Origin of the sequence: Pelomonas sp. BJYL3, from assembly GCF_027257975.1 — a bacterium.
GTDB lineage: Bacteria > Pseudomonadota > Gammaproteobacteria > Burkholderiales > Burkholderiaceae_C > Roseateles_B > Roseateles_B flavus.
Genome location: NZ_JANZKX010000002.1, coordinates 503443 through 522299 on the forward strand (window position 1 = coordinate 503443; position 18857 = coordinate 522299).

Consider the following 18857-nt stretch of genomic DNA (forward strand, 5'->3'; position numbering starts at 1 on the left):
CGAGGGGTGACCTGATGCCGGTCATGGCTGCAGGGTCCCGGAGTATGTCCCGAGGGTGGGGCCCTCCAATGGCGGCGACTCGACACGTCCACGTGGTCGGGCGGCAGTCCCAACTTGTTGCGCAGCTGACACAATTCTGACTTGGATCTGTCGGATTCAGGCGGCTGGGTCGGCGGGCGCCTTGCGGCCATTGCACCTGTATTCGCGGGCGGCGCGGCTGCGGGGGGGCGTTGATTGCTGATTTGCCACGGCTGGCGGCGCACGTCAATGCATGAATTGCACTAGCGCCGCCAGCGCCGATCTCCTAGACCATGCCGCGCTGCCTTTCAGAATCACTGCGGTACGCATGGCGACCGGGCACAGAGGGCTTCCACGAGAAGCGCCAGATCAAGCTTGATACCAGGAGAATGTATGAAACGAACTTATATGCAGGCGACGTCGACTCAGGGACTGCGTCGTACCGCATTGGCGCTGGCAGCGGGTGCGCTGCTGGCTTCTGCGCAGGTCTATGCTCAGCAGAGCACGGGTTCCATCAGCGGCCAGGGCAAGAGCGGTGATGTGGTCACCGTGACCAGCAAGAGCATCGGCATCACCCGCCAGGTGGTGGTCGACAAGAGCGGCACCTTTGGCGCCTCGCAACTGCCTGCTGGCGAGTACGTGGTGACCATCAAGCGTGCAGACGGCTCCACCAGCACCCAGACCGTGATCGTGCAGCCGGGCCAGGGCGCCTCGGCCAACTTCAACCAGCTGGACCAGGTCGTGGTGACCGGCACGGCCGTGAAGACCATCGACGTGAAGTCGGTCGAGTCCGCGACTCTGCTGTCCAAGGCTGAACTGGACCGCATCCCCGTGGCCCGCAACACCACCGCCATCGCGCTGCTGGCTCCGGGTGCAACGCTGGGCGACGGCCGCATCGGCTCGACCAACACCCGCTCGGGCAACGTGGCGTCGCTGGGTGGCGCATCTCCCGCCGAGAACGCCTACTACATCAACGGCTTCAACGTGACCAACATTGTGAACGGCATCGCGTTCAACTCGGTCCCGTTCGAAGGCATCGGCAACCAGCAGGTCAAGACCGGTGGCTACAGCGCCGAGTATGGCCGTTCGCTGGGTGGCGTGATCTCGGTCACCACCAAGCGCGGTACCGATGAATGGCACGGTGGCGCCAACATCACCCTGGAGCCGCGTTCGCTCTCCGGCAAGTCGGTGTATGCCAAGAAGGATGATCCCAACAGCACCAGCCCCAACGACTGGTATCTGGCCAAGCGTCCGGGTGGTTCCGACAAGACCCAGGTGAACGTGTGGGCCGGCGGCCCGCTGATCAAGGACACGCTGTATGGCTTCGCCCTGGTCCAGGCGGCCAGCGAGAAGTCGAACGGCTACGGCTTCGACCAGCAGACCGAGCTGAAGAACAGCACGCCGCAATACCTGGTGAAGCTGGACTGGAACGTGAACAAGAGCAACCTGCTCGAGCTCACCGCGTTTAACGACAAGTCGACCGACGAGCTGACGACCTGGAATTCGCCGAAGGCCTACGAGACCGAGCGCGGCACCAACCTGGGCACCGACAAGTTCACGACCGGTGGCGACACGAGCATCCTGAAGTGGACCAGCTGGGTCACGGACGACCTGACCCTGTCCGCCCTGTATGGCGTGGGCAAGTACAACCGCACGTCGGCCGTGCCCTCTGCTGACTGCAACTACGTCAGCGATCGCCGCGTGAGCCCGGCCAAGTCCTATGGCTGCGCCACCGCGACCAGCATCACCGATCCGCGTGCCAACGACAAACGCGTGGCCTACCGGTTCGACCTGGAATACGTGCTGAACGCCAAGCACACCATCCGCGCCGGTCTGGACAGCGAAGTCTATGACACCGTGGACGGCACGGTCGCTCCCGGCCCCAACGCCACCCGTTACCTCATCAAGGAAGTGGGCGCAGGCAAGGCCCTGGCCAACGGCTATGTGAACAACACGGGCGCCACCCAGGCCTACGTCGAGGCTCGCCGGTTCGAGAACGGCGGCACCTTCAAGACGGAAAACTCCGCCTGGTACGTCGAGGACAACTACCAGGTCACCAAGAACCTGCTGCTGAACCTGGGCCTGCGCAACGAAGCGTTCACCAACAAGAACGGCAACGGCATTCCCTTCATCGAAGTCAAGAACACCCTGGCACCGCGTCTGGGCGCGAGCTGGGATGCCAAGGGCGACGGCGACCTGAAGTTGTACGGCAACTACGGCCGCTACTACATCCCGGTGTACGCCAACACCAACGTGCGCCTGTCGGGCAAGCAGACCGACTACACGGACTACTACGCCTTCAACGAGACCTTTGGCAACGACAAGTTCCAGCTGCCGGTTCTCGGCGCCAAGCTGGGCAATCGCAAGGTCAACTCCGATGGCACCACGCCGGATCCGCGCACCATCGTCGATCCCAACATCAAGCCGATGTTCCAGGACGAGTTCATCCTGGGCTTCCAGAAGTCCCTGGCCAAGCGCTGGACGGCGGGCGTGAAGTACACGCACCGTGCCCTGAAGAACGCCATGGATGACCTCTGCTCGGGCGCCAAGCCGGCCGAGTGGGCGCTTGCCAATGGCTACAGCGCCGCTGAAGCTGGGCGCATCGGCGACACCATCGAGCACTGCTTCCTGGGCAATCCGGGCCGTGATCTGACGGTCAACGTGGACGTCAAGGCCGATGGCAAGCTGGTGCCGGTGACCATCCCGAACGCGGCCCTGGGCTTCCCGGAAAAGCCGAAGCGTACGTATGACGCACTGGAGTTCATGGTCGAGCGCGCCTGGGACAAGCAGTGGAGCTTCCAAGGCTCCTACGTGCTGGCCTTCAGCAAGGGCAACACCGAAGGCTACGTGAAGTCGGACATCGGTCAGGATGACGCGGGTATCAGCCAGGACTGGGATTACCCCAGCCTGATGCAGGGTGCCAATGGCTATCTGCCCAACGACCGTCGTCACACCTTCAAGGTGTGGGGCTCCTACGCTGCCACCGACGAATGGCGCCTGGGTGCCAACCTGACGGTGCAGAGCGGTCGTCCCAAGAACTGCTTCGGCTATCCGGTCAGCGAGGATGACCCTGCCTACAACTACGGCTCCTCGTCGTTTGTCTGTGATGGCAAGCCGACGCCCCGTGGTTCGCAAGGTCGCCTGGGCTGGTTCAAGGAACTCAACCTGCAAGCCACCTACACGCCGCGTTTCCTGAAGGGCGCCACCTTCTCGGTGGACCTGCTGAACGTGTTTGATACCCGGACCGTCCGCGGTATCGAAGAGCAGGCTGAGCAGGCCTCGGGCACCTGGGCACCCGCCTATGGCCGTCCGATCGCCGACAGCATCCAACGCGGCCGTCGCGTGCGTCTGCTGGCTCAGTACGAGTTCTGATGAGCTGAAGCCTCGGGGCTTGCACCCCGGGGTGTCTCATCGACGCCGATCAGGCCCTGGGCTTCCGCCCAGGGCCTTTTTCATTGTTCAGGGGTATCCGGGCTCCTGGCCGTGCGGCCTGCCGAACGCCTCGGGGCTTGCCCCTTGCCGGCCGGGTCGGGCCGGGATGGGCTGCGTGGGGCTGGGCGACATTCGGTGCCCTCCATGCAAAGAGGGCCTGCAGCGCGTGTGCGTTGCAGGCCCCCGGCAGGCCCCTTTGGGGGGCGGGTGTCGACGCGAGGGTCAGCCCTGCTGCTTGACCTTCAGACGCCAGGCGTGCAGCAGGGGCTCGGTGTAGCCGCTGGGCTGCTCCTTGCCCTTGAAGACCAGGTCCAGCGCGGCCTGGAAGGCGGCGCCCTGCGGGTGGGCGGCCAGGGACTTGTAGGCGGGGTCGCCGGCGTTCTGCTGGTCCACCACCGTGGCCATGCGGGCGAAGGTCTCGCGCACCTGCGCCTCGCTCACCACGCCGTGGTGCAGCCAGTTGGCGATGTGCTGGCTGGAGATGCGCAGGGTGGCGCGGTCTTCCATCAGGCCGACGTTGTGGATGTCCGGCACCTTGGAGCAGCCCACGCCCTGGTCGACCCAGCGCACCACGTAGCCCAGGATGCCCTGGACGTTGTTGTCCAGCTCCTGCTGGCGCTCGGCGGCGCTCCAGTTCGGGTGCGCGGCCACGGGGATGGTCAGCAGCTTCTCCAGGATGCCGGCGCGCTCGGCGGCTTCGTCGGTCTTCTCGAGTTCCTGCTGCACGGCGGCCACGCTGACCTGGTGGTAATGCAGGGCGTGCAGGGTGGCCGCGGTGGGGCTCGGGACCCAGGCGGTGTTGGCGCCGGCCTTGGGATGGGCGATCTTCTGCTCCAGCATGGCGGCCATCAGGTCCGGCATGGCCCACATGCCCTTGCCGATCTGGGCTCGGCCGCGCAGGCCGCAGGCCAGGCCGACCAGCACATTGCTGCGCTCGTAGGCCTGGATCCAGCTGCTCGTCTTCATGTCACCCTTGCGCAGCATGGGGCCGGCCAGCATGGCGGTGTGCATCTCGTCGCCCGTGCGGTCCAGGAAGCCGGTGTTGATGAAGGCCACGCGGCTGGCGGCCGCGGCGATGCAGGCCTTGAGGTTGACCGAGGTGCGGCGCTCCTCGTCCATGATGCCCAGCTTGACGGTGCTGTCGGGCAGGCCCAGCAGCTGCTCCACGCGGCCGAAGAGCTCGTTGGCAAAGCCCACCTCGGCCGGGCCGTGCATCTTGGGCTTGACGATGTAGATGGAGCCGCGGCGCGAGTTGCGCAGGCCGCTGCCCGAGAGCTGCTTCAGGTCATGCAGGGCGATGGCGGTGGTGATGACCGCGTCCATGATGCCCTCGGGGATCTCCTTGCCGCCGTCCCACAGGATGGCCGGGTTGGTCATCAGGTGGCCGACATTGCGCACGAACATCAGCGAGCGGCCATGCAGCACCAGCTCGCCACCCGTGGGCGCGGTGTAGCGGCGGTCGGCGTTGAGGCGGCGCACGAAGGTCTTGCCGCCCTTGGCGACTTCCTCGGTCAGCGTGCCGCGCTGGATGCCCAGCCAGTTGCGGTAGGCCAGCAGCTTGTCCTCGGCGTCCACCGCGGCGACCGAATCTTCCAGGTCCAGGATGGTGGACAGGGCGGCTTCCATCACCACGTCGGCGATGCCGGCGGCGTCGGTCTTGCCGATGGCGGTGCTGCGGTCGATCTGGATGTCCAGGTGCAGGCCATGGTGGACCAGCAGCACGCTGCTGGGCGCGCCGGCATCGCCCTGGTAGCCGGCGAACTGGCTGGCGTCCTGCAGCCCGGTGCTGGCGCCGCCGGTGAGGCTCACCACCAGGCGGCCGTTCTCGACGCGGTAGCCGGTGGCGTCACGGTGCGAGGCGCCGGCCAGCGGGGCGGCCTGGTCCAGCACCTGGCGGGCGAAGGCGATGACCTTGGCGCCGCGCACCGGGTTGTAGGCGCCGGCGCGCTCGGCGCCGTCGGCCTCGGGGATGGCGTCCGTGCCATAGAGCGCGTCATAGAGCGAGCCCCAGCGGGCGTTCGCGGCGTTCAGCGCATAGCGGGCGTTGAGGATGGGCACCACCAGCTGCGGCCCGGCCTGGGTGGCCAGCTCGGCGTCGACGTTGGCGGTGGTGGCCTGCACCTGCTCGGGCACGGGCACGAGGTAGCCCAGCTCCTTCAGGAAGGCCTGGTAGGCCGGCATGTCGGTGATGGGGCCGGGGTGGGCGCGGTGCCACGCGTCCATGGCGGCCTGGATGCGGTCGCGCTCGGCCAGCAGGGCGGCATTCTTGGGGGCCAGCTCATGGACGAGGGCGTCGAAGCCGGCCCAGAAGGCGGCGCGGTCCACGCCGGTGCCGGGCAGGACCTCCTGGTCGATGAAGTCGGCCAGGCGGCTGTCGACCTGCAGGCGGTGGAGGGAAGTGCGTGCGTTCATGGCAAAACCTCGTGAAGGCAAAGAAGAGGAATCAGGAGACGGTGTCGGGAAAGAGGGCCAGCACCCCGCGCAGGGAGCTGGCCTCGTGATGCGGCGGCGGGCCCAGCTGCTCGCGCGGCTGGCCCTGGCGGTTGACCCACAGCGTGGTGTAGCCGTACCAGGTGGCGCCCAGGGCGTCCCAGGCATTGCTGGAAACGAAGAGGATCTCGCGCGCCGGCAGGCCCAGGGCGGCGGGCCCCAGGGCGTAGGCGGCGGGGTCGGTCTTGTAGCGTCGGGTCTCGTGCACGCTCAGCACCGGGTCCAGCCAGGGCGCAAGGCCGGCGCTCTGCACGGCGACCTGCAGCATGCCCGGGTCGCCATTGCTGAGGATGCCGGCGCGGATGCCCCGGGCCTGCAGCTGCTGCAGCACCTCGCGGTTCTCGGGGAAGGCGCTGAGATGGCGGTATTCGTTCATCAGGCGCTCCTCGCCCGCCGCCGTCAGCGTCAGCCTGAGGCTCAGGCAGGCATGGCGCAGCGCAGCGCGGGTGAGTTCCCAGAAGGGCTGGTACTGGCCGCTCATGGAGCACAGGCGGCTGTACTCGATCTGCTTGTCCCGCCATCGCTGGGACAGGGCCTGGCCCTGGCTGGCGAAGAGCTGCTCCGCCATCAGCGCGACGCTGTGCACGTCGAAGAGCGTGCCATAGGCGTCAAAGAGCACGGCGCGGAGGGTGGGCGGGGTCATGTGCCCAATTTAGGCCCAAACAGGGCCTGGATTGCTGCGCTGCACACGTGGAGATTCGTGATCAAAACGCAAAGATCCGGGCCTTTATGGTCTTCATTCCGCTTCGAGAAATCTCTTTTCATTCAGTGAAATGAGGATTGCAACCTTGCATAGGTGTAAATCCAACATTTTTTGATGCATTGCCATCATTGGCCGTGGGCGAGCGCAGAATGCGGCGCATGGACCGGCTCAAACAGATCGAATCCTTTGTCGCCGTGGCGACCAAGGGCAGCCTCACCGCCGCCGCGCAGGCGGAAGGGGTGGCGCCCGCGGTGATGGGGCGGCGCATCGACGCGCTGGAGGAGCGTCTGGGCGTCAAGCTGCTGCTGCGCACCACGCGGCGGCTCTCGCTGACGCACGAGGGCACCGCCTTCCTGGAGGACTGCCAGCGCCTGCTGGTGGACTTCGCCAATGCCGAGGCCAGCGTCAGCGCGGGCGGCGTCAAGGCCAGCGGCCATCTGCGCATCACCGCGCCGGCCGGCTTCGGCCGCCGCCACGTGGCACCCCTGGTGCCGGACTTCCTGGCGCAGCACCCGGACGTGTCCCTGTCCCTGAACCTCTCGGACCGCGTGGTCGACATCGTGCACGAGGGCTTCGACTGCGCCGTGCGCGTGGGCGACCTGGCGGACTCCAGCCTGGTCAGCATGCGCCTGGCCGACAACCGCCGCCTCTGCGTGGGCGCGCCCGGCTACCTGAAGCGCGCCGGCATCCCGCAGCATCCCGACGAGCTGTCCCGCCATGCCTGCCTGGTGCTGAGTTCCGATGCCAGCCAGTCGCGCGGCTGGGCCTTCACGGTGGACGGGCAGCTGCAGCACATCCGCCCCGTGGGCCGCCTGGACTGCAGCGACGGGCAGGTGCTGCACGACTGGTGCCTGGCCGGCCTGGGCCTGGCCTGGCGCAGCACCTGGGAGGTGGAGGCCGACGTGGCGGCGGGCCGCCTGGTCTCGGTGCTGGACGACTTCGCCGCGCCGGCCAACGGCATCTACGCGCTGATCCCCCAGCGCAAGCACCTGCCGCTGCGGGTGCGCCTGTGGATCGACTTCCTCAAACACCACTACGGCAGCGCGGAGTACTGGCAGCGCCAGGGTCGCGCATCTGAGGCACACTCCGCCTGAATTTTTCGGCTGACATCGCAATTCAGGGGAGTGCGTCGATGCTTCTTGAGACCGGCCTGGCCATCTTTCACTGGCTGTCCATCCTGACCCTGGTGGTCTTCATCAGCAGCGAGGCGGCGCTGTGCCGCGTCGAGTGGCTCAATGCCGCGGTGGTGAAGCGCCTGCAGCGGGTGGACCTGATCTACGGCATCGCCGCGATGGCGGTGCTGGCCTCGGGCCTGCTGCGGGCCTTCCTGGGCATGAAGGGCTCGGCCTGGTACTGGGGCCAGCCGCTGCTGCATGCCAAGCTGACGCTGTTCGTGGTCGTGGGCCTGATGTCCATCAAGCCCACGCTGACCTTCCGCCGCTGGGGCCGGCAGCTGGCCGCCGATGGGCGCCTGCCCGAGGCCGCCGAGATCGCCGCCACGCGCCGCCTGGTGATGATCCAGGCGCACCTGATCCTGGTCTTCCCCATCCTCGGGGCCCTGCTGGCGAGGGGCATGCTGACACGCTGAGCACGCGCGGTTCCACGAGCAAAGGCCCGCCTGCAGCGGGCCTTTGGCTTTCAGGGGAACGAACGGGGTTCAGCCCTTGGCGGCGTCCGCCGCGCACTTCTTGACGAAGCTGTTCTTGGCAGCGCCCGCCAGCTTCTTCTCTGCGGCCTTGGCCTCGCAGGCGACGGCCGGATCGGGCTTGGCCTCGGCGGCGGCCGGGGCGGCGCCACCGGCGGCATCGGCATTGCACTTCTTCAGGAAGCTGTTCTTGGCGGCACCAGCGAGCTTCTTCTCGGCGGCCTTGGCGTCGCAGCCGTTGGCGGCGCCGGCGTCGGCATTGCACTTCTTCAGGAAGCTGGTCTTGGCCGCGCCGGCCAGCTTCTTCTCGGCGGCCTGCTCGTCACAGCCGGCATGGGCGCTGAGGTGGACGGCACCCAGCACGAAGCTCAGGGCCAGGAGGGAGAGGGACTTCTTCATGGTGGAACTGCCTTTGATGGTGGACTACGGGTACAGCACTGCGTACTGCGGGGAACTGCGGGGAACTGCGGTGGCAACGGGGTCAGGTCTTGCCTGGTGATGCCTTGGGGACTCAATGCGCGGGGCGGCCCGGCGGTTGACCGCCTTCAGAGAATGCGCCGTGGATGGGCCATGGCCTCGTGCGCGGCATGCAGGCGCCGCACGAGAACCTGGATGAAGGCCCGGTCGAAGCGGTGCTGGCACTCCGGGCTCAGCAGGGCCAGGGACTCGGGGGTGAAGGAGATCGTCGTGCAGACCTCGGTCACGCGGATGTCGGTGCTGTGACGGCGCAGTTCGGGGTTGGGCGCCAGGTAGGCCATCTCGCCCACCGAGGTGCCGGTGCCCAGGGTCGCGACCTGCTGGCCGTCCCGGAAGACCTCCACCTCGCCCGCGGCGATGATGTGGAAGCTGTTGCCCTCCTGGCCCTTCTTGTACAGCGCATGCCCTTCCGGGTAGCGCCGCCACTTGGCGCGGTGCACCACCTCCCACAGCTCCACGTCTCCGAAGCCGGCGAAGAACTCCAGGCCGCGCGCGAGGTTGAAGCGCTCGGAGTCCTTGACCTCGTACAGCCGTGCCAGCGGCACCAGCTGCTTGGCCACCAGCTCGGACAGGGCGGTGGCGAAGCTGTCCCAGTCCGGGAAGCGCTCGGCGGGGTGCTTGGCCAGGGCCTTCTGGATGACGGCGTCCAGCTCGGCCGTGACCCCGCCGCGCAGGTCGGTCAGGGGCTGGGGGGCCTGGTGGTAGATCTGGTGCATCAGCGCCATCTGGTTGGGCGCGTCGAAGGGCGGGCGGCCGGCGACCAGGTGGTAGAGCACGGCGCCCAGGGCGTAGATGTCGGCCTGGCAGCCGACGTCACCGCCCTCGATCTGCTCCGGCGGCATATAGGCCAGGGAGCCCACGCGGTGGATCTGGGTCTGGTCGGCGTTGAGGTTCAGGGCACTGCCGAAGTCGCTGACCTTGACATCGGTCACCTGGCCTTGAGCGTCCAGCACGGCCAGGAGATTGGCGGGCTTGACGTCGCGGTGGATCACGCCCTGGCGGAACACATAGCCCAGCGCCATCGCGCACTTGAAGCCCAGCTCCACGATCTGGTCCAGGGGCAGGAGGCGGTCGCTGCGGCAGAAGCTCTTGAGGGTGACGCCCGGCACGTACTCCATCACCAGGAAGGGCGCGTCGGCGTCGGGCACGGCGTCCAGGATCTGGACCACGTTGGGGTGCTGCAGCCGCCCGGCCAGCGCGGCCTCGGCGGCGAAGAAGCGCCAGCTGATCTGCCCATCCGCGGACTCCCGCTGCTGGCTGGCCCAGGCGCGCTGGCGCTTGATGGCCACTTCCTGATCGCGGAATTCGTCCAGGGCCAGGAAGACATCGCTCGTGGCGCCCTCGCCCAGCTGGCGCAGGACCTTGTACTTGCCGATATAGGCGGGGAGGTCGCGGGCGGAGATGGGGCCCAGGGCGTCGGAGCCGGCGGACGGCACGGAACTGGCGAGTGTGCGGGAGTCAAGGCTCATGGCGGCTCGTATCCTGCCCCAGGCCCCCAGGCGAGGCAAGACCATGAACAGGCAGTAACAGCCGCGGGCAACAGCTGTTCCGCGATGGCACATGCGCCAGGGCCCGGGCGCGGGGCGGGGGGTTTCGTAGAATCGCGCCCATGATCCAAGCCAAGCAGGAACTGCTCGCCGCCCTGGGCGAGGCCATCCACTCCCTCAGCCCCGAGGCCACCCTGGCCCCGGCCTTCGAATCGCCCAAGCAGGCCAGCCATGGCGACTACGCCTGCACGGCCGCCATGCAGCTGGCCCGCCCGCTCAAGAAGAACCCGCGCGAGCTGGCCCAGGCCCTGATCGAGGCCCTGCAGGCCAAGCCGGCCTTCCAGCGATGGGTCGAGGGCATGGAGATTGCCGGCCCCGGCTTCATCAACATCCGCCTGAAGGATGCCGCCAAGCAGGCGGTCGTCGCCGAGGTGCTGGGCGCAGGCAGCCATTTCGGCGACCGTCCGGCCACCAGCAAGCACGTGATGATCGAGTTCGTCTCGGCCAACCCGACCGGCCCGCTGCACGTGGGCCATGCCCGCCAGGCCGCGCTGGGTGATGCGATCTGCTCGCTGCTCAAGACCCAGGGCCACGATGTGACCCGGGAGTTCTACTACAACGACGCTGGCGTGCAGATCGCCACGCTGGCCCACTCCACGCAGTTGCGGCTCAAGGGCTTCAAGCCGGGCGACGCCTGCTGGCCCACCGATCCCGACCACCCCGACAGCAAGAAGTTCTACAACGGCGACTACATCCAGGACATCGCCGACGCCTTCCTGCGCAAGGAAACGGTCAAGGCCGATGACCGTGAGTTCACCGCCTCGGGCGATGTCGAGGACCTCGACGGCATTCGCCAGTTCGCCGTGGCCTATCTGCGTCACGAGCAGGATCTGGACCTGCAGGCCTTCGGCCTCAAGTTCGACAACTACTTCCTTGAGTCCAGCGTCTATGCCAACGGCCAGCTCGAAGCCGCGGTGCAGCGCATGATCGACAGTGGCAAGACCTACGAGAAGGACGGCGCACTGTGGTTCCGCTCGACGGACTATGGCGACGACCAGGACCGGGTGATGCGCAAGCGCGAGGGCGGCTTCACCTATTTCGTGCCGGACGTGGCCTACCACGTCAACAAGTTCGGGCGCGGCTACACCCAGTGCATCAACATCCAGGGCACCGACCACCACGGCACCATCGCCCGCGTGCGCGGCGGCCTGCAGGCGCAGAACCTGGGCATTCCGCAGGGCTTCCCGGACTACATCCTGCACAAGATGGTCACGGTCATGAGGAACGGCGAGGAGGTCAAGATCTCCAAGCGCGCCGGCTCCTACGTGACGCTGCGCGACCTGATCGACTGGACCAGCCGCGACGCCGTGCGCTTCTTCCTGATCAGCCGCAAGGCCGACACCGAGTTCACCTTCGACGTGGACCTGGCCCTGAAGCAGAACGACGAGAACCCCGTGTTCTACGTGCAGTACGCCCATGCGCGCATCTGCTCGGTGATCCGCAAGTGGGCCGAGCAGGGCGGTGATGAAGCCGGCCTGGCCGGTGCCGACCTCAGCCTGCTGACGGCACCCACCGAGGCCGCGCTGATGCTCAAGCTGGCGGACTACCCCCGCATGCTCAGCAGCGCCGCGCAAGACCTGGCCCCGCACGACGTGGCCTTCTACCTGCGCGACCTCTCCGGCGCCTACCACAGCTACTACGCCGCCGAGCGCGTGCTGGACCAGGCCCCCGAGCTGACCCGTGCCCGCGTGGCCCTGCTGGCGGCCACCCGTCAGGTGATCCGCAACGCCCTGGCGGTGCTGGGCGTCAGCGCGCCGGAAGTCATGGCACGCGAGGCGCTGGCCTGAAGTCTTTCCGGACCAGTCGGCGGACCTAGAATCCGCCGCGTTGAAGGGTCGGCCCCGGGTGGGGCCGCGAGCATGGAGATGGCATGAGCAAGGCTGAAGCTGGCAAGCAGCGCGGTGGATTTGTCCTGGGGCTGATCGTGGGCCTGCTGCTGGGTCTGGCGATCGCGCTGGGCGTGGCGCTCTACATCACCAAGGTGCCCATCCCCTTCGTCAACAAGGTGCCGCAGCGCACGGCCGAGCAGGACGCCGAGGAAGCGGCCCGCAACAAGAACTGGGACCCCAACGCCCCCCTGGCCGGCAAGGCCGCCCGCAGCGCCAGCGGCGTGCTGAGCCCGGCCGTGCCCGCCTCCGCCCCCGCGCCGCAGGAAGTGGCCCGGCCCGTGGACAAGCCGGCCGACAAGCCAGCGGAAAAGCCCACGGAAAAGCCCACCGACAAAGTGACCGACAAGACCGCCGACAAGGTCATGGAGAAGGTCGCCGAAAAGACGGCCGAGAAGGCCGCCGCGGATGCAGGCAGCCTGTACTTCGTGCAGGCCGGTGCCTTCCTGAAGCCCGAAGATGCCGAGGCGCAGCGCGCCAAGCTGGCCATGGCCGGCTTCCAGTCCAAGGTCTACGAGAAGGAACAGTCGGGTCGCACGGTCTACCGCGTTCGCATCGGCCCGATCGACAACCGTGACGAAGCCGAGGCCCAGCGCGGCAAGGCCGAGGCCGCCGGCTTCGAGGCCAACCTGGCCCGTGTCGCGCGCTGAGCCGGCCGCCCGCGCCCCCTTCCGTCCCCCCGATCCCAGGAGAATGCCGTGAGCATCAACCGCCGTGATTTCGCCGCCGCTGCCAGCCTGGCAGCCCTGAACCTGCCTCTGATCGCCCAGGCCCAGGGCGGCCCGGTCGAGGGCCGCCACTACCAGAAGCTGCAGCAGCCCCTGCCCACCACCGCCGGCAAGATCGAGGTGGTGGAGTTCTTCTGGTACGGCTGCCCGCACTGCTACGTCTTCGAGCCCGCCCTGGCGGCCTGGACCGGCCAGCTGCCGGCCGACGTGAGCCTGCGCAAGGTCCATGTGCTGTTCCGCCCCAATATGCGGGTGCACCAGCGCACCTACTTCGCGCTCGAGGTGATGGGCAAGGAGGCGGAAGTCCGCGGCAAGATCTTCGACGCCATCCACCGGCAGGGCCAGCGCCTGGACGAGCTGGACGCCATGGCCGCCTTCCTGGCCAAGCAGGGCATCGACGCGGCCAAGTTCAAGGACACCTTCGGCTCCTTCGGCGTCAACAACAAGTGCGGCCAGGCCGACAAGCTGGCCGAAGGCTTCCGCATCGAGGGCGTGCCGGCGGTGGGCGTGGCCGGCCGCTTCCTGACCTCGCCGGCCATGGCCAGCGTGGGCATGCGCATCGACGAAGAGCAGAGCGGGCTGCGTGCCCTGGCCGTGGTGGACTTCCTGATCAAGCGCGCCCGCCAGGGCGCCTGAGCCGCTGCAGGGCGTCGCGCCTAGCCCCCGGCCGCGGGGGCTGGCATGGGCCGCCTCGTGGCAGAATGGTCTGCAAGAACCGTGCCTTGCCTTGTGCGCCCTCGGGCGCCCAGGCTGCCGGGGCGCGCCATCCCTGAACTTTCGTCCGAGCGCTGTATGACTGCCACCGGCTTGCGAGCCTCCGCCCTGCTGTGCCTGTCCCTGTCGACGGGCCTGATCGGCACGACCCCGGCCCATGCGGCCCGGGACGATGCCAACAAGCCGCTGAGCATCAGTGCCGACAAGGGCGGTCGCCTGGACGTGGCGCGCCAGCGCACCGAATGGAATGGCAATGTCGTCCTCAGCCGCGGCAGCATGCTGCTCAAGGCCGAGCGCATGGACATCCAGGAGGGCGCGGACGGCTACTACCTCGCCTATGCCCAGGGCGAGGCGGGCAAGCCGGTCAATTTCCGGCAGGACCGCGACGTGGCCGGGGAGTCCATCCAGGGCTATGCCGACCAGCTGGAGTACGACGGGCGCTCCGACACCGTCCGCTTCATCGGCAACGCCGTGGTGCGCCGCATGCGCGGCAGCGTGGTGGCTGACGAGGTCAGCGGCGCCGTCATCGTCTATGACAACCGCACCGAGGTCTTCGGCGTGGAAGGCGGCCAGGGCGCCCTGCAGCCCAACGGCCGCGTCCGCCTGGTGATGAGCCCCCGCGGCAGCGCCTCCGCGCCGGCCCCCGCGGCCTCGACGCCGTCCCTGCAACTGCAGCCCAGCCCGGGCCTGCAGCCGCTGCGCAAGACGCCATGAACCAGCGCCCCGCCCTCGAAGCCGGGCCGCCCAGCCGCCTGGAGGCCGAAGGCCTGCAGAAGAGCTACGGCGTGCGCAAGGTGGTCAAGGACGTGCATCTGGCCGTCAACAGCGGTGAGGTCGTGGGCCTGCTGGGGCCCAACGGTGCCGGCAAGACCACCAGCTTCTACATGATCGTGGGCCTGGTGCGCGCCGATGCCGGCGAGATCCGCATCGACGGCCAGCCGGTCCAGCGCCTGCCCATCCACCAGCGCTCGCGCCTGGGCCTGAGCTATCTCCCGCAGGAGGCTTCGATCTTCCGCAAGCTCAGCGTCGAGGAGAACATCCGCGCCGTGCTGGAGCTGCAGCAGGACGAGCACGGCAAGCCCTGGCCCGAGACCCGGGTGCGCGAGCTGCTGGAGAGCCTGCTGGCCGATCTCAGCATCGAGAAGCTGCGCGACAGCCCGGCGCCGGCCCTCTCCGGCGGCGAGCGCCGCCGCGTGGAGATCGCCCGCGCCCTGGCCACCCAGCCCCGCTTCATCCTGCTGGACGAGCCCTTCGCGGGCGTGGACCCGATCGCCGTGCTGGAGATCCAGCGCATCATCGGCTTCCTCAAGGCGCGCGGCATCGGGGTGCTGATCACCGACCACAACGTGCGAGAGACTCTGGGCATCTGCGATCGCGCCTACATCATCAGCGAGGGCCGCGTGCTGGCCGAGGGGCAGCCGGACGAGATCGTGCAGAACCCCGAGGTCCGCAAGGTCTACCTGGGCGAACACTTCCGCATGTAAGGGCGGCCCGCGATGAAGCCCTCTCTGCAGGTCCGCCTATCCCAGCATCTCTCGCTGACGCCGCAGCTGCAGCAGAGCATCCGGCTGCTGCAGCTGTCGACCCTGGAGCTGAACCAGGAGGTCGAGCAGATGCTGGCCCAGAACCCCCTGCTGGAGACCGAGGAAGAGTTCGAGACCCGCCAGGAGCCGGCCCGTGCCGAGCTGCAGGCGCCCGCCAGCACGGGCGGCGATGAAGGCAGCGGCGGCGACGAAGGCGGCGAGGCCCTGGGCGAGATGCGGGCCGAGGACTTCGGCACCACCGAGCGCGAGGACTGGGAGAACGGCACCGAGGGCGACGACTTCGACGGCATCCGCGAGCTGCCCAGCGGCAATGCGGCGCCCAGCGACGACGGCGACGAGCGCTCGGACACCGACGCCGGCACCATCAGCCTGCAGGAGCATCTGCAGGCGCAGATGGCCGGCATGAGCCTCTGCGACGAGGACCGCGCGGCCCTGCTGGTGCTGATCGAGTCTCTCAACGAGGACGGCTATCTCGAGGATCCGCTGGAGGAGATCGCCACCAGCCTCAACCCCGAGGGCGACCCTGCGGTGCAGGAAGAGCTGCTGGACCGCCTGCGCTGCGCGCTCAAGTGGCTGCAGAGCCTGGAGCCCTCCGGCGTGGGCGCGCGTGACCTCTCCGAATGCCTGGTGCTGCAGCTGCGCGCGCAGCCGCGCAGCCAGGTGCAGGCCGTGGCCATCCTGATCTGCAAGCAGCACCTGGACCTGCTGGCCAGGCGCGACCTGCGCCGCCTGGGCTCGCTGACTGGCGCCGACGAGCCCCTGCTGCGCGAGGCCCAGGCCCTGATCGCCCGCCTGGAACCCAAGCCCGGCCGCCCCTTCGTGCGCAATGTGGCGCAGGCGGTGATCCCCGATGTCATCGTGCAGAAGTCCGGCCGCGGCTTCCGGGTGATGATCAACCCGGAAGTGGCGCCCAAGCTGCGCATCAACGAGCTCTACGCCCAGGCCCTGCGCCAGACCCGCGGCGGCGTGACCAACTCGCCGCTGGGCGGCCAGCTGCAGGAGGCGCGCTGGTTCATCAAGAACATCCAGCAGCGCTTCGACACCATCCTGCGGGTGTCCGAGGCCATCGTTGAACGCCAGAAGGGCTTCTTCACCCACGGCGAGCTGGCGATGAAGCCCCTGGTGCTGCGCGAGATCGCCGACGAGCTCAGCCTGCACGAGTCCACCATCTCCCGCGTGACCACGGCCAAGTACATGGCCACGCCCTGGGGCACCTTCGAGCTGAAGTATTTCTTCGGCTCCGGTCTGGCCACCGAGACCGGCGGCAACGCCTCCAGCACGGCGGTGCGGGCGCTGATCAAGCAGTTCGTGGCGGCCGAGGATCCGAAGAAGCCGCTGTCCGACAGCGCCCTGGCCAGCATGCTGGAGGAGCAGGGCATCCAGGTGGCGCGCCGAACGGTGGCCAAGTACCGCGAGGCCCTCAAGATCGCGCCGGCCAATATGCGCAAGACCTGACCCTCCGGGCCTGGCGCGCAAGACCTGACCCCAGTCGAGCCACGGAGATCCCAGCCCATGGACCAGCTCAAGGCGATGCGCGTGTTCGCGCGGGTGATCGACGAAGGCAGCTTCGCCGGCGCCGCCCGCGCCCTGGACCTGGCCCCCGCCGTGGTGACCCGCCTGGTGGCCGACCTCGAGGAGCACCTGGGCGCACGGCTCCTGAACCGCACCACCCGCCGCCTGGCCCTCACCGAGGTGGGCGAGGCCTACCTGGAGCGCTGCCGCCGCGTGCTGATGGAGCTGGAGGACGCCCAGGCCCTGGTGCAGTCCGCCACGCACGAGGCGCGAGGCCATGTGCGGGTGCTGGTGCCGCCGGCTATCGCCGTGCACCAGCTGGCCAAGCACCTGGCCCGCTTCCACCAGCAGTACCCGCACGTGACCCTGGAGCTGCATTCGCCGGGCCCGGTGACGCAGATCGACGAGGCTTTCGACATCAGCGTCATCAGCACCAAGGAGCCGCTGCAGGGCGACTTCGTGGCGCGGCGCCTGGCGCGCACCGAGGTCATCCTCTGCGCCGCGCCGGAATACCTGCAGCGGCGCGGCCGGCCGCAGCATCCGGTGGAGCTGCAGCAGCATGACGTGTTGGTGCCGCCCGTGGCCATCCAGCAGCGCGGCATCGTCTTCGTGCGGGGGCGGCGCGAGGCGCCCGAGGAGCGCATCGAGGGCGAATGCCGCCGCGGCGTGCTGACCACCGGCCACAACGACACCAACTACGCCGCTGCCCTGCACGGCCTGGGCATCGCGGCCTTGCCGTCCTTCATGATCGAGGACGCGCTGCTGGAGCATGCGCTGGAGCGCGTGATGCCGCAGTGGCACATGCAGAGCTACGACCTCTGGGCCGCCATGCCTTCGCGCAAGTTCCTGCCGGCGCGCACGCGGGTCTTCCTCGACTTCCTGGTCAGCATCTTCGGCGGCCAGGACCACGACCCCTGGCTGGAGGCCGCCGGCTGCGCGACCCGCTGAGCCGGGGCGTCGGGGCGCTCAGCGCAGGCTGAAGCCGTCCTGGACCAGGCTGCCGCGCAGGTCCTGCAGCAGGTGCGTCAGCGGGGACAGCTCCACGTAGCGCGTGCTGACCTTGATCGCATAGGCGAAGAGGCGGGGCAGGTCCTCGGCATAGCGGGGCTTGCCGTCGCGGTGCTTGAGGCGGCAGAAGATGCCCAGGATCTTCAGGTGGCGCTGCAGCCCGCACCACTCGATGCGGCGCCAGACCTCGCCGAAGTCGTCGCCAATGGGAATGCCGGCCCGCCGCGCCTGCTCCCAGTAGCGGATGGCCCAGTCCAGCTCGCGCTCCTCGTCCCAGGAGATGAAGGCGTCACGCAGCAGGGAGGCGATGTCATAGCAGGTCGGGCCGCGCACCATGTCCTGGAAGTCCAGGATGCCGGGCAGGGGCTCGCAGACCATCAGGTTGCGCACCATGTAGTCGCGGTGCATGGCGACCATGGGCTGGTCCAGCATGTTGCGCACCAGGGCCTTGCAGCTCATTTCCCACCAGGCCTGCTGCTGTTCGGACCATTGGCGGCCGTGTTCCTTCTGCACGCACCAGTCGACGAAGATCTGCAGCTCGCGGCGCACGAAGGCCTCGTCGTAGGCGGGCAGGCTGCTCGCGTCGGCCCGCGACTGCCACTGCACCAGGGCGCCGATGGCGGCGCGCATCAGGCGGTCGGCCTCCTTGGGCTCGGCCTGCAGCAGGGCCTGCAGATAGGGCGTGTCCCCGAGGTCTTCCAGCAGCATGAAGCCCAGCTCGGTGGAGCTTGCCAGCACCTGAGGCGCGTGCAGGCCGGCCTGGCGCAGCTGCTCGCCCACCTGCAGGAAGGGGCGCAGGTCGTTGCTGGCAGGCGGGGCGTCCATCAGCACGAGCGGGCCCTGGGCCGCGTCCAGGCGCAGGTAGCGGCGGGTGCTGGCATCCTCGCTGGCCGGGCGCAGGGTGTCGGCGCGCAGGCCAAGGGCAGGGTCCAGGCCTTGCAGCCAGTGGTGCAGGACCTCGGCACGGGCGGGATCGGTCCAGGATACGTTGGACATGGGTGGTGGCTGGTCTGGGCGGCGCAGGCGGAGCCGCGGTCGAAGGGGGAGGCGGGCCGGCCATTCCCATCCCTGCCTGATGGCAGGGGGGCGCGTCGGCCGGCTCATGGATAATGAATTCTACAAACCGCCGTCATGGCGAGCGCCGGCCTGCCCA

Annotated in this window: 15 protein-coding genes; 10 read left to right on the forward strand and 5 right to left on the reverse strand. The window is 68.5% G+C overall.

What is annotated here, in order from left to right:
• The first annotated feature begins 411 nt into the window (after positions 1 to 411).
• Positions 412 to 3390: a TonB-dependent receptor gene (locus O9Y01_RS07890; RefSeq protein ID WP_269630990.1), complete on the forward strand. Its 2979-nt coding sequence runs from the start codon at positions 412 to 414 to the stop codon at positions 3388 to 3390.
• Positions 3391 to 3672: 282 nt separating this feature from the next.
• Here O9Y01_RS07890 and O9Y01_RS07895 read toward each other — a convergent pair whose 3' ends face one another.
• Both O9Y01_RS07895 and O9Y01_RS07900 read right to left on the reverse strand, forming a co-directional pair.
• Positions 3673 to 5862, reverse strand: coding sequence for a malate synthase G (locus O9Y01_RS07895; RefSeq protein ID WP_269630991.1), 2190 nt, complete (start codon positions 5860 to 5862; stop codon positions 3673 to 3675).
• Positions 5863 to 5893: 31 nt separating this feature from the next.
• Positions 5894 to 6583, reverse strand: coding sequence for a haloacid dehalogenase type II (locus O9Y01_RS07900; protein ID WP_269630992.1), 690 nt, complete (start codon positions 6581 to 6583; stop codon positions 5894 to 5896).
• 218 nt (positions 6584 to 6801) lie between these two features.
• On the opposite strand from O9Y01_RS07900, the gene O9Y01_RS07905 reads away from it, so the two are divergent.
• Positions 6802 to 7737 carry a LysR family transcriptional regulator gene (locus O9Y01_RS07905; RefSeq protein ID WP_269630993.1) on the forward strand — a complete coding sequence of 312 codons (936 nt, stop codon included), beginning with the start codon at positions 6802 to 6804 and terminating at the stop codon, positions 7735 to 7737.
• A gap of 38 nt (positions 7738 to 7775) precedes the next feature.
• Positions 7776 to 8231 (forward strand): DUF2214 family protein, encoded by a 456-nt coding sequence (locus O9Y01_RS07910; RefSeq protein ID WP_269630994.1) that lies wholly within the window; start codon positions 7776 to 7778, stop codon positions 8229 to 8231.
• Between the two features lie 69 nt (positions 8232 to 8300).
• Here O9Y01_RS07910 and O9Y01_RS07915 read toward each other — a convergent pair whose 3' ends face one another.
• Together O9Y01_RS07915 and O9Y01_RS07920 are read right to left on the reverse strand one after the other, a co-directional pair.
• The gene (locus O9Y01_RS07915; RefSeq protein WP_269630995.1) at positions 8301 to 8687 is read right to left on the reverse strand and encodes a hypothetical protein; all 387 of its coding nucleotides are present in this window, start codon (positions 8685 to 8687) and stop codon (positions 8301 to 8303) included.
• A gap of 146 nt (positions 8688 to 8833) precedes the next feature.
• Entirely contained in the window at positions 8834 to 10234 is a 1401-nt protein-coding gene (locus O9Y01_RS07920) for a serine/threonine-protein kinase (protein ID WP_269630996.1), read from the reverse strand.
• Between the two features lie 140 nt (positions 10235 to 10374).
• Here O9Y01_RS07920 and argS point away from each other — a divergent pair, with 140 nt between their 5' ends.
• From argS to O9Y01_RS07955, 7 genes are all read left to right on the forward strand, one after another.
• Positions 10375 to 12099, forward strand: coding sequence for an arginine--tRNA ligase (argS, locus tag O9Y01_RS07925; RefSeq protein WP_269630997.1), 1725 nt, complete (start codon positions 10375 to 10377; stop codon positions 12097 to 12099).
• Positions 12100 to 12182: 83 nt separating this feature from the next.
• A complete protein-coding gene (locus tag O9Y01_RS07930; protein WP_269630998.1) occupies positions 12183 to 12848 on the forward strand; it encodes an SPOR domain-containing protein in 666 nt (221 codons plus the stop codon).
• Between the two features lie 48 nt (positions 12849 to 12896).
• Positions 12897 to 13562 (forward strand): thiol:disulfide interchange protein DsbA/DsbL, encoded by a 666-nt coding sequence (locus O9Y01_RS07935; protein WP_269630999.1) that lies wholly within the window; start codon positions 12897 to 12899, stop codon positions 13560 to 13562.
• Between the two features lie 156 nt (positions 13563 to 13718).
• Positions 13719 to 14354: a lipopolysaccharide transport periplasmic protein LptA gene (lptA, locus tag O9Y01_RS07940; RefSeq protein ID WP_269631000.1), complete on the forward strand. Its 636-nt coding sequence runs from the start codon at positions 13719 to 13721 to the stop codon at positions 14352 to 14354.
• Positions 14351 to 15124, forward strand: coding sequence for an LPS export ABC transporter ATP-binding protein (gene lptB, locus O9Y01_RS07945; protein ID WP_269631001.1), 774 nt, complete (start codon positions 14351 to 14353; stop codon positions 15122 to 15124). Before lptA ends, lptB begins: the two co-directional genes overlap by 4 nt.
• 12 nt (positions 15125 to 15136) lie before the next feature.
• Positions 15137 to 16639 carry an RNA polymerase factor sigma-54 gene (locus O9Y01_RS07950; RefSeq protein ID WP_269631002.1) on the forward strand — a complete coding sequence of 501 codons (1503 nt, stop codon included), beginning with the start codon at positions 15137 to 15139 and terminating at the stop codon, positions 16637 to 16639.
• Positions 16640 to 16696: 57 nt separating this feature from the next.
• Positions 16697 to 17644, forward strand: coding sequence for a LysR family transcriptional regulator (locus tag O9Y01_RS07955; RefSeq protein WP_269631003.1), 948 nt, complete (start codon positions 16697 to 16699; stop codon positions 17642 to 17644).
• A gap of 18 nt (positions 17645 to 17662) precedes the next feature.
• Here the strand turns inward: O9Y01_RS07955 and O9Y01_RS07960 are convergent, their stop codons facing one another.
• The gene (locus tag O9Y01_RS07960) at positions 17663 to 18700 is read right to left on the reverse strand and encodes an aminoglycoside phosphotransferase family protein (RefSeq protein ID WP_269631004.1); all 1038 of its coding nucleotides are present in this window, start codon (positions 18698 to 18700) and stop codon (positions 17663 to 17665) included.
• Between the last annotated feature and the right edge of the window lie 157 nt (positions 18701 to 18857).

Coding starts and splice junctions, on each gene's coding strand:
- O9Y01_RS07890 (WP_269630990.1), top strand. CDS start 412: ATGAAACGAACTTATATGCAGGCGACGTCGACTCAGGGACTGCGTCGT.
- O9Y01_RS07895 (WP_269630991.1), bottom strand. CDS start 5,862: ATGAACGCACGCACTTCCCTCCACCGCCTGCAGGTCGACAGCCGCCTG.
- O9Y01_RS07900 (WP_269630992.1), bottom strand. CDS start 6,583: ATGACCCCGCCCACCCTCCGCGCCGTGCTCTTTGACGCCTATGGCACG.
- O9Y01_RS07905 (WP_269630993.1), top strand. CDS start 6,802: ATGGACCGGCTCAAACAGATCGAATCCTTTGTCGCCGTGGCGACCAAG.
- O9Y01_RS07910 (WP_269630994.1), top strand. CDS start 7,776: ATGCTTCTTGAGACCGGCCTGGCCATCTTTCACTGGCTGTCCATCCTG.
- O9Y01_RS07915 (WP_269630995.1), bottom strand. CDS start 8,687: ATGAAGAAGTCCCTCTCCCTCCTGGCCCTGAGCTTCGTGCTGGGTGCC.
- O9Y01_RS07920 (WP_269630996.1), bottom strand. CDS start 10,234: ATGAGCCTTGACTCCCGCACACTCGCCAGTTCCGTGCCGTCCGCCGGC.
- argS (WP_269630997.1), top strand. CDS start 10,375: ATGATCCAAGCCAAGCAGGAACTGCTCGCCGCCCTGGGCGAGGCCATC.
- O9Y01_RS07930 (WP_269630998.1), top strand. CDS start 12,183: ATGAGCAAGGCTGAAGCTGGCAAGCAGCGCGGTGGATTTGTCCTGGGG.
- lptA (WP_269631000.1), top strand. CDS start 13,719: ATGACTGCCACCGGCTTGCGAGCCTCCGCCCTGCTGTGCCTGTCCCTG.
- lptB (WP_269631001.1), top strand. CDS start 14,351: ATGAACCAGCGCCCCGCCCTCGAAGCCGGGCCGCCCAGCCGCCTGGAG.
- O9Y01_RS07950 (WP_269631002.1), top strand. CDS start 15,137: ATGAAGCCCTCTCTGCAGGTCCGCCTATCCCAGCATCTCTCGCTGACG.
- O9Y01_RS07955 (WP_269631003.1), top strand. CDS start 16,697: ATGGACCAGCTCAAGGCGATGCGCGTGTTCGCGCGGGTGATCGACGAA.
- O9Y01_RS07960 (WP_269631004.1), bottom strand. CDS start 18,700: ATGTCCAACGTATCCTGGACCGATCCCGCCCGTGCCGAGGTCCTGCAC.